Genomic DNA, 13,356 nt, shown 5'->3' on the forward strand with positions numbered 1-13,356 from the left:
AGATGGAAACCTTTACGCTTGGCATCGTCCTTTTCACCCTGATCGTTCTGGCGCTGGTCATGCTCATCATGGTCGCGCGCTCACGGCTGGTCTCGACCGGCAATGTCAACATCACTATCAATGGCGAGAAGACCATTTCCGTTCCCGCCGGTGGCAAATTGCTGCAGACGCTGGCGGAACAGAAACTCTTCGTCCCTTCGGCCTGCGGTGGCGGCGGCACCTGCGCGCAATGCCGTGTGAAAATCCACTCGGGTGGCGGTTCTATCCTGCCGACCGAGGAAAGCCATATCACCAAGCGCGAAGCCTCCTGCGGCGACCGTCTGTCTTGTCAGGTCGCGGTCAAGCAGGACATGGATATTGAAGTCCCCGAAGAGGTCTTTGGCGTCAAGAAGTGGGAATGCACGGTCCGCTCGAACGAAAACGTGGCCACCTTCATCAAGGCGCTGACCCTGGACCTGCCCGAGGGCGAGGACGTGAATTTCCGCGCGGGCGGCTATATCCAGATCGAAGCACCCGCGCACCAGTTGGCCTACACCGATTTTGACGTCGAGGAGGAGTATCGCGAGGATTGGGACAAGTTCAACCTGTGGCAATACAAATCCACTGTGACTGAACCGATCGAGCGCGCCTATTCCATGGCCAACTACCCCGAAGAACGCGGAATGATCATGCTTAATGTCCGTGTTGCCTCACCGCCTCCCGGCTCCGAAGGTATCCCGGCTGGTCAGATGTCGTCTTATATCTTCAACCTCAAACCGGGCGACAAGGTTACCATTTCGGGACCGTTTGGTGAGTTCTTCGCCCGTGACACCGAGAAGGAAATGGTCTTCATCGGCGGCGGCGCGGGCATGGCCCCGATGCGCAGCCATATCTTCGACCAGCTCAAGCGGCTCAGCTCCAAGCGCAAGATCAGCTTTTGGTACGGTGCGCGCTCCAAACGCGAGATGTTCTTTGTCGAGGATTTCGACGGGCTCGCCGCCGAAAACCCGAATTTCGAATGGCACGTGGCGCTGAGCGACCCACAACCAGGTGACGACTGGGATGGCTATACCGGCTTCATTCACAACGTTCTGTTCGAGGAATACCTAAAGAACCACCCCGCGCCCGAGGATTGCGAATTCTACATGTGCGGCCCGCCGATTATGAACCTGTCGGTCATAAACATGCTACTGGAACTGGGTGTGGAGCGCGAAGACATCATGTTGGACGATTTCGGCGGATAGTAAGTGAAACCGGCCCCGCCGCGAGCCGGTTTTTCACTCTGGAATCTAAAACGTCGGTCTCCTTGCCGTGTTCAATTTGACTTGTAATCCCGGCATCCCAGATGTAACCAGCGCCACAGCAAGCGTATCCGGGTCCACCCAGCTTGCATACCAAATCGCCAGCATAGCTCAGCTGGTGGAGCACGTCATTCGTAATTAGCGGGTCCCCGCGAGAATGACTTGCGAAACCAAAGGGTTCGAGGCACAGGATTAGAACTAGTAGGGCCATAGTAAGGTCCGAGAAGCCGCTGTAGCTCAGATGGTAGAGCACGTCATTCGTAATGATGGGGTCGGGGGTTCGAGTCCCTTCAGCGGCACCAGTCTTTCCCACACCTCGAACAGAATTATAGTACTTAAATCATCGCCTTCAGCAAATTCGCCAGGTGACGATTGCACTCTTGATTTTCAGACATCTGGGCTGGGCTCAGGATTGTCAAAATGGCCAGTCCCGTGGCGTACTAAACCCGCCGTCAGCGGTTGGTATCGTCCGCAACGATACCTCCTCGGACCCTAAGGTCGGGGAGGCGCGGCGTATATTCAGGGCTTCTGCCTAAAGGCCAGCGCGGTCGTCTGACCACGGCTTACTAGCTCCCCGCTGCCAAAGATAACTCTGTGCGGATTCCGTTAGTAGAGGAACCGTTATGAGCAGCACTGAACTTAAAAACAGGGAACAATCATTTTCGGAGCATTTGTTCGTTCCCAGATTGTGGTTTTGGAACTAATGGTTTTTGGCTTTGCCCTGTATCTCCTGCAACAGAGCAACGTGAAGCGGGCAATCGCCAGAGGCAGACGGGCACTACGTCATGTGCTGAATCAAGCTGCGCTCGCCGCTGTTTGCCACAATCCAATTCTGGAACCTGTAGCCAAACGCCTCAAAGCATGCGGGAAACCTTGTGAACTTCTCATCTTAGCAATTGATAGCTAGCTCGTCGCCCTCGCAAACGCCATCCTCGCTTCTGTTCAACGTTGGTACGCGAAGCCCGCCAGTTAAACACAGTTGCTAGGCCTTACAAATGCTCGCGTAGCTCATTGCGTGTTGGCGGTACAGGTCGGCGACCGGGATGCCGCTCTCGGCAAGCTTTTGGAACGCCGAGATCTGCGCGTCGCTGAACTTCGATATCTTTATCAGAATATCCTCTCCAATCACTCGAGAAGATTATACTTTCAGACACCCTGACATTTTTGAGGCATTACCCTACGGACGTTCCGCAGCGCACGACGTTGCATCGAGCCAAGCAACGGGTTCCGGGTCTAATCGCCCCTTGCGTTCAAAAATGCCGTCACCTCACATTGGGCAGGGATGGCCGCCGCGGCGCCGGCTTTTTGCACTTTGAGCGCCGCACCCGCACTGGCAAAACGCATGGCCTGCGCCACCGGCTCACCAGCGGCGTAGCGTGCCAGAAACATGCCGAAAAACGTGTCCCCTGCCCCGGTGGTGTCCACCGGATCGACCATAAAAGCCGGGACTGAGACCTTTTTGCCCTGCGACCAGTGGACTGCCCCCTTGCTGCCATAGGTGATCAGGAAATCGGGCGTGGTCAGATCGCGGTAGGACCCGCCTATGGCAGTCTCGAACTGCGCGGTTTCGGTCTCGTTCATCGACACCAGATCCACTTGTTGGATCAGGTCCGGCAGGGTTTCGGCGTCAAAAGGTGCGGCCACAAGCGCGACCTTCATGCCCTTTTCGCGGGCAATCTTCAGCCCCAGATCATTGGCGTTGGTTTCGTTTTGCAAAAGTAGCCAGTCGCCCGGTAGCGCTCCGGCCAGAGCGGTGCGCAGCATGTCTTCGGTAAAGCTACGATTGGCGCCACCATGGATCACGATGCTGTTTTCGGACGCCGCATCCACATAGACAATCGCATGGCCGGTGCTGGTCTCAACCTCGGCAATCAATTCGCCTTTGACACACAGATTATCCAGCATCGCGCGTACCTGCGCGTCACCGCGACCGATCGCGCCGACATGTCGGATGTCTCCGCCTGCGCGCAGGGCGGCGACGGTCATGTTCAGCCCCTTGCCGCCCATGTTCACGATGTAGTCACGCGCCGACAGGGTCTCGCCCGGGGCGGGCAAGTGATCGACCAGATAGAGGTGATCGATATTGATCGAGCCGAGGTTGTAAATGGTCACGTGTCACCCCTATTCCAGCGTTGCGACAACATCGAAGAACCTCGCCTTTACCGCATCGGCATCGATGCCCAGACAGATGTCAACCGACGGGTTTGACGGGTAACGGACGGTCTGGCCCAGGGCCGCTTCGGTCAAATCGACAGTCAGACCGCTGCGTTCGGTCGTGAACAACGCCATATGTGTGGCTGCGATCACCGCCGTGGCGTCATGCATGGCGCAACCGGTCTCACCCACCACGGTTTCATAAAAATTGTGGTAGAATTCGCTGATCTGCAGTAGGAATCCCCCGGCTTTGGGCGCGGACTGGGCAAGCGCCACAAAATCCTCGCGCAGGCAGAGAGTTTGCATGGTCACATCCAGACCAACCAGCGTGATTTTGGCGCCGGACGCAAACACTTCGGCAGCAGCATGGGGATCGTGAAAGATATTGGCCTCGGCATGGCCACGGATATTGCCGGGCACGTCCACCGCCCCGCCCATGATGACAATGCGCCCGACATTTGCGGCAAAATCGGGATCGAGCCGAATTGCATCGGCGATATTTGTCAGCGGAGACACGGCGCAAACGTTAAGTTCACCGGGATATTCCCGCGCCATGCGCACCAGAAATTCGGCGGCGCTTTCGTCGATCGGAGCGCGCGCGGTGGTGATGTCGATATGGTCGCCGAACCCTTCGGGCCCATGCACATGCGCCGACGGTTTGAATCCGGTGATCTCGTAGGGAGCGGCAGCGCCCTGCGCCACCGGACAATTCGCTCCCAGAAACTCAACCAGATAATTGGCGTTGCGGGTGGCCTGTTCGACCCAGACATTGCCAAAAACCGAGGTCAAGCCCACCAATTCGATATCGGGGGCGCCATGGGCGTAAAAGATCGCCATGGCGTCATCCACGCCCGGATCGGTGTCTATGATGATCTTCATCGCTGCCTCCACTTGCTGGCCCGGAGCGCTTCGGTGCTCAACCGGGCAGACCTGCCAGATACGCCTTTAGCGCTCCCGGATCAAATGGCTTGTACAACAGCATCGCACCTAGGCGCTCATCCGTGTCCTGCAGCGCGATCCCGCGCAAGATGATCAACCGCGTCGGGATTACTGGCATCTGCAAAGGCTGAGTGCACGATTTCCGAGGCGCTCGCAAGCGTCCGCGCAAGACCAAGGACCTGGCTGGTCGGGTCTCGTCTCCATTTTGCGGGCGGATGGTACGCGGCCTAGGCGCGGTCTTGCAAGATTTTGGCGGAACTGGTGCTCTTCGCGATAAGCACGGCCTGAGTCCGGCTCTGGACCCCCAGCTTGCGCATGATTGCGGTGACATGCGCCTTGACCGTGGTTTCTGCGATCGACAGGTCATAGGCGATCTGCTTGTTCAGCTTGCCCTCGCAGATCAGTTGCAGGATGCGCGCCTGCTGCTTGGTCAGCGATGCCAGACGCGAGATCGCATCATCCGACCCGGCCTCTTCGCGGTCTAGCAACACATGGCCCGGCGGTAGAAAACGCTGCCCGTCGCACAATGCCTGGAATGCGGCCTGAAACACATCGCGCTGACTGTGTTTGGGCACAAAGCCCGACGCGCCCGCATGAATGGCCGAGCTAATCACCCGGTTATTGGCCATCGAGGATACGACAATCACCGGCGCCTTGACCAGATTCTTTAGTCGCACCAACCCCTCCAGCCCGTTCACATCCGGCAGGTTCAGGTCCAACACGATCACATCGGGCGAGCCATTTCGGGTCACGACTTGCACTGCGCTGTCCAGATTCGGCGCTGTCCAGACCTGCGTGATCCCGATTGACGCCTTCAGCGTCATCGATAGCGCGTCGCAGAAGAGCGGGTGGTCATCCACGATAAGGGCGGTGTTGAAGTCAGAATACAGACGATCGGTCAAACTGCTCATGGTTCTCTTTCTGTCGCGCGGGCGGGTTCTTGTGCTAACAAGGGAGCGCACCACATCTTACTTGCCGAATGGTCGTAGCGGCAATGCAGACCTGCGATCAGACCGGGCCGGGCCACCCTATTGCGGACCGAGACGCACGCAGCGCAACCGCGCCTTTGGTCGCATATGCCTGTCCGATCCTTGCGCTTAGGTTTGAGCCAGAAACTGGAGTATTTCGCATGCAATTGAACGACAGCCGCGATATCGCCGCTCCTCGCCCCGAGGTTTGGGCCAATTTGCTTTCCGCCGAAACCTTGAAAGATTGCGTGCCCGGTTGCCAGGAAATGACCGGTTCCGCCGATGAAGGGTTCGAGGCGGTCGTCGTGCAGAAAGTCGGCCCCGTGAAGGCCACGTTCAAGGGCGCGGTCACCATCTCGGATGTGGTGGAGGGTGAAAGCCTGACGCTGACCGGCGAGGGCAAGGGCGGCGCTGCGGGCTTCGCCAAAGGTGGCGCCAAGGTGAAACTCAGCGACGTGGAAAATGGCGCAACACGTTTGGAATATGATGTCGAAGCCAAGGTCGGCGGCAAGCTGGCGCAGTTGGGCAGCCGGATCATCGACGGGTTTGCCAAGAAGATGGCGGACCAGTTTTTTGAACGGTTTCAGCAATCTGTCGAAGGGCCCGTAGAGGAAACTGTAGCCGAATGTGGTGAATCACCCCAAGATGGCGTTGGAGAAGAAAAGAAAAAGGGCTGGCTCGGGCGTGTTCTGAGCAGCAAGAAAGACAGTTAGGGAGGAAAGGATCATATGACCAAGGTGACCATGACGATCAACGGGAAACCCAGGTCTGGCAACGCAGAGGGGCGCACATTGCTGTCGTCATTCCTGCGCGATGAGCTGGGGCTGACCGGAACCCATGTGGGCTGCGACACCAGCCAATGCGGCGCCTGCGTGGTGCATGTGGACGGCAAAGCCGTCAAGAGCTGCACCATGTTCGCACTCGAGGCAGACGGTGCGCAGGTCGACACGATCGAAGGGCAGGCTGACGCAGATGGCACGCTCAACGTGATCCAGCAGGCCTTTCAGGACTATCACGGTCTGCAATGCGGCTTCTGCACGCCAGGTATGGTGATGAGCGCCGCGGCCCTGCTCAAGGAAAATCCGAAACCCACCGAAGCAGAAATCCGGCACTATCTCGAGGGCAATATCTGCCGCTGTACCGGCTACCACAATATCGTCCGCGCCATTCTGGCCGCCAGCGGTCAGGACGTACCGGCCGTGGCCGCCGAATAACCGGAGAGAGGGAGGAGATATCTCATGCCGAAAGACAGTGGCATTGGCGCCAGCACCAAGCGGCGCGAAGACGTCCGGTTTCTGACCGGAACCGGTAACTATACCGACGACATCAACATCAATGGTCAGACCTATGCCTGGTTCATCCGCTCGGATGTGGCCCACGGAACGATCAACAGCATCGACGCCTCTGCCGCCGAAGCGATGGACGGCGTGCTCAAGGTGTTTACATCTGCCGATTTTGCGGAAGCGGGTGGCATTCCCTGCGGCTGGCAGGTAACCGACCGGCATGGCGATCCTATGCAGGAACCCAAGCACCCGATCCTCGCCGAAGGCAAGGTCCGCCATGTGGGCGACCCGATTGCGGTAGTGGTGGCCGAAACCCCGGAACAGGCCCGCGACGCCGCCGAGGCCGTCGAGATTGATATCGACGAGCTGGAAGCGGTCATCGACATGAAGGCTGCCGTGGCCGAAGGGGCCACCAAGGTCCATGACGATCTGACTTCGAACCTTTGCTATGATTGGGGGTTTGTTGAAGAAAACCGTGAGGCGGTGGATGAGGCGATCAAATCCGCCGCGCATGTCACAACACTGGAACTGGTGAACAACCGCCTCATCGCCAACCCGATGGAACCTCGCGTAGCCGTCGGCGACTACAACCGCGCGGGTGACGAGCATACGCTCTACACCACCAGCCAGAACCCGCATGTGATCCGCTTGTTGATGGGCGCCTTCGTGCTGTCCATCCCCGAGCACAAGCTGCGGGTGGTTGCCCCCGATGTGGGCGGCGGCTTTGGTGCCAAGATCTATCACTATGCCGAAGAGGCGTTCGTGACCTTCGCCGCCAAGGTGCTGAACCGCCCCGTCAAGTGGACCTGTTCACGGTCCGAGGCGTTCATCTCGGACGCCCATGGCCGTGATCACGTGACCAAGATTGAACTGGCGATGGACGAGAACCACAAGTTCACCGCAGTTCGCACCGATACTTACGCCAATATGGGCGCGTATCTGTCGACCTTCGCACCTTCGGTTCCGACCTGGCTGCACGGCACACTGATGGCGGGCAACTACACTACGCCACTGATCTATGTGAACGTGAAGGCGGTTTTCACAAACACCGTGCCGGTGGACGCCTATCGCGGCGCGGGCCGACCCGAGGCGACCTTCCAGTTGGAACGCGTCATTGACAAGGCCGCTCGCGAGCTGGGCTTGGATCCGGTCGAGTTGCGGCGCAAGAACTTCATCCAGCCCGACCAGTTCCCCTATGACACGCCGGTGGCGGTCTCCTATGACACCGGGAATTACGACGCGACGATGGACAAGGCGCTGGAGGTTTCCGACTATGCCGGGTTCGAAGCGCGCCGCGCTGAGAGCGAAGGGCGTGGCAAGCTGCGCGGTATCGGCATTGCCCATTATATCGAGGCCTGCGGTATTGCGCCGTCGAACCTTGTAGGCCAGTTGGGCGCGCGTGCGGGGCTCTACGAATCCGCGACCGTGCGGGTTAACGCCACCGGCTCGATCAGCGTCTTCACCGGCTCGCACAGCCACGGTCAGGGGCATGAGACCACATTCGCCCAGGTCGTGTCCGAGATGATTGGTGTCGATGCCAGCCAGATCGATATCGTGCATGGTGACACGTCCAAAGTGCCGATGGGCATGGGAACCTACGGGTCCCGCTCCATCGCGGTGGGTGGCTCGGCCATGGTGCGCGCGACCGAGAAGATCATCAACAAGGCCAAGAAGATCGCCTCGCACCTGATGGAAGCTTCTGAGGCGGATATCGAGCTGAAGGATGGCCAGTTCAGCGTTGCGGGCACCGACAAGTCGGTGGCTTGGGCCGATGTCACGCTGGCGGCCTATGTGCCGCATAACTACCCACTGGAAGAGATCGAACCGGGGCTTGAGGAAAGCGCCTTCTACGATCCGGCCAACTTCACCTACCCCTCGGGCGCCTATATCTGCGAGGTAGAGGTGGACCCGGAGACTGGCGAAGTCGACATGCTGAACTTCACCGCAGCCGATGATTTCGGCAATGTCATCAATCCGATGATCGTCGAAGGTCAGGTCCATGGCGGCCTGGCGCAGGGCATCGGACAGGCGATGATGGAAAGCTGTGTTTATGACGAGGATGGCCAGCTATTGAGCGGATCATTCATGGACTACACCATGCCGCGCGCCGATGACATGCCGATGATGAATGTGGACCATTCCTGCCAGACCCCCTGCACACACAACCCGCTGGGCGTGAAAGGTTGCGGCGAGGCCGGGGCTATCGGGTCGCCACCTGCGGTGGTGAATGCGGTGATCGATGCGCTGCACCGGGCCGGGCACAAGGTGGAACATATCGACATGCCTGTGTCTCCGGCGCGCGTCTGGAAAGCGATGCATGGGTGATCGGAGGGAGCGACGTGGGGGCCAGCCCCCCACCCCTCCCGGGGTATTTATAGCCAGATGAAGGGCGGATCGACGCTTTTTGGAAAGGTAAGACAAGATGTATAACTTTGAATTTGTGAAACCCTCGACAGTCGAAGAAGCTTCGGCGGCGTTGCAGGGTGAAGGCGCGCAGGCGCTTGGTGGCGGGCAGACCCTGCTGCCTACGATGAAACAGCGGCTGGCCTCGCCGGATACGCTGGTCAGCCTGACCGGTGTCGACGGGATGGTGGGCGTTTCAACAAGTGGCGGCACCGTCACCGTGGGTGGGGCCACCACCCATGCACAGGTGGCGGCGGAGGCGGCCTCGGCCTATCCGGCGCTAGCGGCGTTGGCCGGCCAGATCGGTGACCCTGCGGTGCGCAATCGCGGCACCATCGGCGGGTCGTTGGCCAACAACGATCCTGCGGCTTGCTACCCGTCGGCAACGCTGGGTTCAGGCGCGTCGATCTCGACCAACAAGCGCAATATTGCGGCCGACGACTATTTCCAGGGCATGTTCGAAACCGCGCTGGACGAGGATGAAATCATCACCTCGGTCAGCTTTCCCGTACCCGAGGCGGCGAGCTACCAGAAGTTCCTGCAGCCTGCCTCGCGCTTTGCCCTGACCGGCGTATTTGTGGCGAAATTCCCCGGCGGCGTCCGGGTGGCCGTCACAGGCGCGTCCAACAACGGTGTGTTCCGCTGGACCGAGGCCGAGGAGGCGCTGAGCAAGGAATTCCGCGCTGATGCGCTAATGGATCTGCGGATCAACCATCTGAATATGATCAGCGACCTGCATGGCTCGCAGGAATACCGGGCGCATCTGGTCGGCGTCATGACAAGACGCGCGGTGAACGCGGCGGGTTGATCCCGACAGAAACCTGAAAAGACCCCGTTCATGCGGGGTCTTTTTTTGCTTCGGCGCGGTTGCGCGTGATTTCCGCACAAGTTTTTTTCGCCTTGTGTGGCCTGGATTACAGAAGTGCTCACGGATTTATGGCTCAATGAGGTTATGCGGTAAGATATTCGCCGCTGTAGTTTGGGGGTAATTGACCGAAACTATTCAACCGAAGCGCAAGACAATTTTCTGCGTTGGTCTGGTATTTCCATCAGGCCGCGCCTCCGGAGATCGATTTTCGATCAGTGAGTGACCCGGTGATGAACATGCGCGACAGATACGATTATTGGCCGCGATGCGGTGTTTGATTTTGACGCTATCCCAAAGGCGTGGTGTGCCGAAACGGGTTGTCCCCGTTTCGGTTTCCACTTTTGTGCACCCGGCTTTGCGATAATCTGACTTACGCGATCACTAGGCTGACCGGTGGTGGTTCTGAGACAGGCTGCCCAGCACCAGAACGATCGCCGCCAAACAAGCCTCGCCCGAAGCAACCAGAATCATGGTGCGGAAGTCATGAGCCCGGGCAATCAGACCTGCGGCGGGTCCTGCTAGAATCCCGGTCACTATCAGCGTGTCGCAGCAATGCGGGGTCGCCCGCGCGGGCCGGTTCGGAGCAAAGGACTGCAAAAAACTGATCGCAAGACTGGCATACAGCCCATATCAAGACCCCTCCATCGCCGCACCGGCCAGCCTCTGCGGATGGCTCCGGACCGAGGCCAGCACCTGATTGGTGACGATCGCCAGCAGCGTCACTGCCAACAGCGTTCTCCGCAATCCCAACCGCGCGATCAAATAGGGCGCCGAAAAAATTGCGAACGCCTCGACAAAAGTCTTCAGGTTGGAGCCGGTCCCTGGCGCATAGCCAGGCAGACCGACCTCTGCACACAAAAGAGCGGCAGAGCTGAATAGGTCAGCGAATGTGCCATGGACAGGCAAAACACAAACGCCGACGCCGCGATCTCGGGCGGAAAGGCATTGGGCCTCCATCCATCCGCCCGGCGAAATTGCGGTTCACCTGGATCGTCAGGCAGGATACCAGCCCGGCATGGATGTTGATTTTCCAGGGCTCATGCCCCGGCCCGTTGATGATAATGAATCCCATATAGGCCACGATCATCGCGCCGCAGACGGTTCCCACGAACAGAAGCAGCAAGAAGGGCAGCAGCGTACAGGTGAAAGACCGAAATGTGACGCTCAATCACAAAATCAAATGATATGCGAACGGCGTCGCAAGTGTAGTCGCATAGACCAAGCCGCGTCTCGCATCAGCTTCAGTTGGCATTGTGGCCCGGAATGGCCACACTGCCGCCAGAACACCTTTGTCCAGACAGGAACCGGCCCATGCCCCGTCTACATTTCTGGTACGAATTCGCCTCTACCTATAGCTATCTCAGCGCCATGCGGATCGAGGGGCGCTGCGCTGCCGTCGGGATTGACGTGATCTGGCACCCGTTCCTGCTTGGCCCGATCTTCCTCGCTCAAGGGTGGACAACCTCGCCCTTCAACATTTACGAAGCCAAGGGTCGTTACATGTGGCGCGATCTGGAACGTCGCGCTGCCGCTCAGGGGCTGCCGGGGGTCCACCGCCCTGATCCGTTTCCGCAAAATGGCCTGCTTGCCGCACGGATCGCCACCATCGGTGCGGAGGCCGCCTGGGGCCCCGATTTCACCCGCTCGGTCTATACCGCGCAGTTCGCGAAAGGGGCGTGCATCAGCGATCCTGAAACACTGGCCGCCCTACTGGAAAGCCTCGGCCAGCCCGGATCACAAATCGTCCACCGCGCGCAGACCGACCCTGCCGTTAAGGACGGGCTGCGCAAGTCCACCAATACGGCGCAATCTCTGGACCTGTTCGGCGCGCCAAGCTTCATTACCGATGACGCAGAGCTCTTTTGGGGCGACGACCAGCTTGAGGAGGCTATAGGCTGGGCGGCGTGCCCAAAGACCTGTGCGCGCCGCCTGCCCTCCTGCTAAACCGACATGCAGATGTATTTCATCTCCAGGTAATCCTCGATGCCGTGATGGCTGCCTTCGCGGCCCAGACCCGATTGCTTGACGCCGCCAAAGGGGCCAACCTCGGTCGAGATGATGCCGGTATTGACGCCGACGATGCCATATTCCAGCGCTTCGGCCACCTTGTAGACCCGGCTCAGATCCTTGGCATAGAAATACGAGGCAAGGCCGAAGATCGTGTCATTGGCCATCTCGATCACTTCGTCCTCGTCCTCAAACTTGAATAGCGGCGCGAGCGGGCCGAAGGTTTCCTCCTGCGCGACCTTCATGTCCTGTGTCACGCCGGTGACCACGGTGGGTTCGAAAAACGTGCCGCCCAGGGCATGCCGATGGCCGCCGGTCAGAACCTGCCCGCCATGGGCAGTCACATCCTCAAGGTGTTCCTGCACCTTGGTCACCGCCTCATCGCTGATCAGCGGGCCGGTGGTGACGCCTTCGGTCAGGCCATCGCCCACGTTCAGCTTTTCGACCGCCGCTTTCAGCTTGCCGGCAAAGGCATCATAGACACCGCCCTGTACATAGATCCGGTTGGCGCAGACACATGTCTGGCCATTGTTGCGGAACTTGCACAGCATCGCGCCTTCGACGGCGGCGTCCAGATCAGCGTCGTCAAAAACAATGAACGGCGCGTTGCCGCCCAATTCCATCGAGCATTTCATGACCTGATCGGCAGCTTGCCGAAGCAGGATGCGGCCGACTTCGGTTGAACCGGTGAAGGTCAGTTTCCGCACGACTGGGTTCTCGCAGAATTCCTTGCCGATCTCGCTGGCTGAGGATGACGGAACGATGTTCAACACCCCCGCAGGAATACCCGCACGTTCCGCCAGCACGCCCAGCACCAGTGCCGATAGCGGGGTTTCCGAGGCCGGGCGCGCAACAAAGGCGCAGCCCGCCGCCAGCGCCGGGCCCGCCTTGCGGGTGATCATTGCGTTGGGAAAGTTCCACGGTGTGATCGAAGCCGCCACGCCGATGGGCTGTTTCAGCAACATGATCCGCTTGTCGCGCTGGTGTCCGGGGATCGTCTCGCCATAGATCCGCTTTGCCTCTTCTCCGAAGAACTCGATGAAGGACGCACCATAGCCGATCTCGCCCACCGCCTCGGCCAGCGGTTTGCCCTGTTCGGCGCTCAGAATCTTGCCAAGGTCATCGGCGTTTTCGATCATCAACTCGAACCAGCGGCGCAGGATCACCGCGCGTTCCTTGCCTGTCAGTTTGGCCCAGTCCTTTTGCGCGGCTTCCGCAGCGGCGATGGCGTCCGCCACCTGTGTCCGGCTCAGATCGGCAACCTCTGCAATCACATCCCCGCGCGCCGGGTTGGAAACCGCGAATGTGCCCTTGGCGCCATCTACCCATTGCCCGTTGATATAGGCTTGCGTGACCAGTAACGAGGGGTCTTTCAGCATCGATTTCAGATCGGTGGCAGTGTCGAGCATAGTGGGTCTCCGAAGGTTTTGGAATCCGGCATCGCGGATCGTTGA

The 13,356-nt window shown here is 59.3% G+C and carries 13 protein-coding genes and 1 tRNA gene; 7 read left to right on the forward strand and 7 right to left on the reverse strand.

The features are described from left to right. Positions 1-2 precede the first annotated feature (2 nt). Positions 3-1,223: an NADH:ubiquinone reductase (Na(+)-transporting) subunit F gene (gene nqrF, locus AB1E33_RS05765; RefSeq protein WP_372576303.1), complete on the forward strand. Its 1,221-nt coding sequence runs from the start codon at positions 3-5 to the stop codon at positions 1,221-1,223. A gap of 283 nt (positions 1,224-1,506) precedes the next feature. After that, positions 1,507-1,582, forward strand: a tRNA-Thr gene (locus tag AB1E33_RS05770). A gap of 931 nt (positions 1,583-2,513) precedes the next feature. Here AB1E33_RS05770 and AB1E33_RS05775 read toward each other — a convergent pair. The 4 genes from AB1E33_RS05775 to AB1E33_RS05790 form a co-directional block, all read right to left on the reverse strand. Then, positions 2,514-3,392 carry a ribokinase gene (locus tag AB1E33_RS05775; RefSeq protein WP_372576304.1) on the reverse strand — a complete coding sequence of 293 codons (879 nt, stop codon included), beginning with the start codon at positions 3,390-3,392 and terminating at the stop codon, positions 2,514-2,516. Positions 3,393-3,401: 9 nt separating this feature from the next. Then, positions 3,402-4,313: a nucleoside hydrolase gene (locus AB1E33_RS05780; RefSeq protein WP_372576305.1), complete on the reverse strand. Its 912-nt coding sequence runs from the start codon at positions 4,311-4,313 to the stop codon at positions 3,402-3,404. 37 nt (positions 4,314-4,350) lie between these two features. Continuing rightward, positions 4,351-4,491 carry a hypothetical protein gene (locus AB1E33_RS05785; RefSeq protein WP_372576306.1) on the reverse strand — a complete coding sequence of 47 codons (141 nt, stop codon included), beginning with the start codon at positions 4,489-4,491 and terminating at the stop codon, positions 4,351-4,353. 109 nt (positions 4,492-4,600) lie between these two features. Further along, entirely contained in the window at positions 4,601-5,284 is a 684-nt protein-coding gene (locus tag AB1E33_RS05790) for a response regulator (protein WP_372576307.1), read from the reverse strand. Between the two features lie 218 nt (positions 5,285-5,502). Between AB1E33_RS05790 and AB1E33_RS05795 the strand changes: the two genes are divergently transcribed. From AB1E33_RS05795 to AB1E33_RS05810, 4 genes are all read left to right on the forward strand, one after another. After that, positions 5,503-6,054, forward strand: coding sequence for an SRPBCC family protein (locus AB1E33_RS05795; RefSeq protein ID WP_372576308.1), 552 nt, complete (start codon positions 5,503-5,505; stop codon positions 6,052-6,054). 15 nt (positions 6,055-6,069) lie between these two features. Further along, positions 6,070-6,555 carry a (2Fe-2S)-binding protein gene (locus tag AB1E33_RS05800; protein WP_372576309.1) on the forward strand — a complete coding sequence of 162 codons (486 nt, stop codon included), beginning with the start codon at positions 6,070-6,072 and terminating at the stop codon, positions 6,553-6,555. 24 nt (positions 6,556-6,579) lie between these two features. Further along, positions 6,580-8,949: a xanthine dehydrogenase family protein molybdopterin-binding subunit gene (locus AB1E33_RS05805; RefSeq protein WP_372576310.1), complete on the forward strand. Its 2,370-nt coding sequence runs from the start codon at positions 6,580-6,582 to the stop codon at positions 8,947-8,949. Between the two features lie 97 nt (positions 8,950-9,046). After that, positions 9,047-9,835, forward strand: coding sequence for an FAD binding domain-containing protein (locus AB1E33_RS05810; RefSeq protein ID WP_372576311.1), 789 nt, complete (start codon positions 9,047-9,049; stop codon positions 9,833-9,835). A gap of 441 nt (positions 9,836-10,276) precedes the next feature. Here AB1E33_RS05810 and AB1E33_RS05815 read toward each other — a convergent pair whose 3' ends face one another. Further along, positions 10,277-10,429, reverse strand: coding sequence for a hypothetical protein (locus AB1E33_RS05815; RefSeq protein ID WP_372576312.1), 153 nt, complete (start codon positions 10,427-10,429; stop codon positions 10,277-10,279). Positions 10,430-10,775: 346 nt separating this feature from the next. Next, positions 10,776-11,063 carry a hypothetical protein gene (locus AB1E33_RS05820; RefSeq protein WP_372576313.1) on the reverse strand — a complete coding sequence of 96 codons (288 nt, stop codon included), beginning with the start codon at positions 11,061-11,063 and terminating at the stop codon, positions 10,776-10,778. Between the two features lie 143 nt (positions 11,064-11,206). Here AB1E33_RS05820 and AB1E33_RS05825 point away from each other — a divergent pair, with 143 nt between their 5' ends. Then, complete coding sequence (locus tag AB1E33_RS05825; protein ID WP_372576314.1) at positions 11,207-11,839, forward strand: 2-hydroxychromene-2-carboxylate isomerase; 633 nt, start codon at positions 11,207-11,209, stop codon at positions 11,837-11,839. On the opposite strand, the gene AB1E33_RS05830 is transcribed toward AB1E33_RS05825, so the two are convergent. Continuing rightward, positions 11,836-13,311, reverse strand: coding sequence for an NAD-dependent succinate-semialdehyde dehydrogenase (locus tag AB1E33_RS05830; RefSeq protein WP_372576315.1), 1,476 nt, complete (start codon positions 13,309-13,311; stop codon positions 11,836-11,838). The genes AB1E33_RS05825 and AB1E33_RS05830 overlap by 4 nt on opposite strands. Positions 13,312-13,356 lie beyond the last annotated feature (45 nt).

This window comes from Ruegeria hyattellae, from assembly GCF_041537925.1.
In the GTDB taxonomy this organism is placed as follows: domain Bacteria; phylum Pseudomonadota; class Alphaproteobacteria; order Rhodobacterales; family Rhodobacteraceae; genus Ruegeria_C.

Excerpts from the sequence above, each read along its gene's own strand:
- AB1E33_RS05785 (WP_372576306.1), bottom strand. The coding sequence starts at position 4,491 with ATGCCAGTAATCCCGACGCGGTTGATCATCTTGCGCGGGATCGCGCTG.
- AB1E33_RS05830 (WP_372576315.1), bottom strand. The coding sequence starts at position 13,311 with ATGCTCGACACTGCCACCGATCTGAAATCGATGCTGAAAGACCCCTCG.
- AB1E33_RS05800 (WP_372576309.1), top strand. The coding sequence starts at position 6,070 with ATGACCAAGGTGACCATGACGATCAACGGGAAACCCAGGTCTGGCAAC.
- AB1E33_RS05805 (WP_372576310.1), top strand. The coding sequence starts at position 6,580 with ATGCCGAAAGACAGTGGCATTGGCGCCAGCACCAAGCGGCGCGAAGAC.
- AB1E33_RS05780 (WP_372576305.1), bottom strand. The coding sequence starts at position 4,313 with ATGAAGATCATCATAGACACCGATCCGGGCGTGGATGACGCCATGGCG.
- AB1E33_RS05790 (WP_372576307.1), bottom strand. The coding sequence starts at position 5,284 with ATGAGCAGTTTGACCGATCGTCTGTATTCTGACTTCAACACCGCCCTT.
- AB1E33_RS05825 (WP_372576314.1), top strand. The coding sequence starts at position 11,207 with ATGCCCCGTCTACATTTCTGGTACGAATTCGCCTCTACCTATAGCTAT.
- AB1E33_RS05810 (WP_372576311.1), top strand. The coding sequence starts at position 9,047 with ATGTATAACTTTGAATTTGTGAAACCCTCGACAGTCGAAGAAGCTTCG.
- AB1E33_RS05795 (WP_372576308.1), top strand. The coding sequence starts at position 5,503 with ATGCAATTGAACGACAGCCGCGATATCGCCGCTCCTCGCCCCGAGGTT.
- nqrF (WP_372576303.1), top strand. The coding sequence starts at position 3 with ATGGAAACCTTTACGCTTGGCATCGTCCTTTTCACCCTGATCGTTCTG.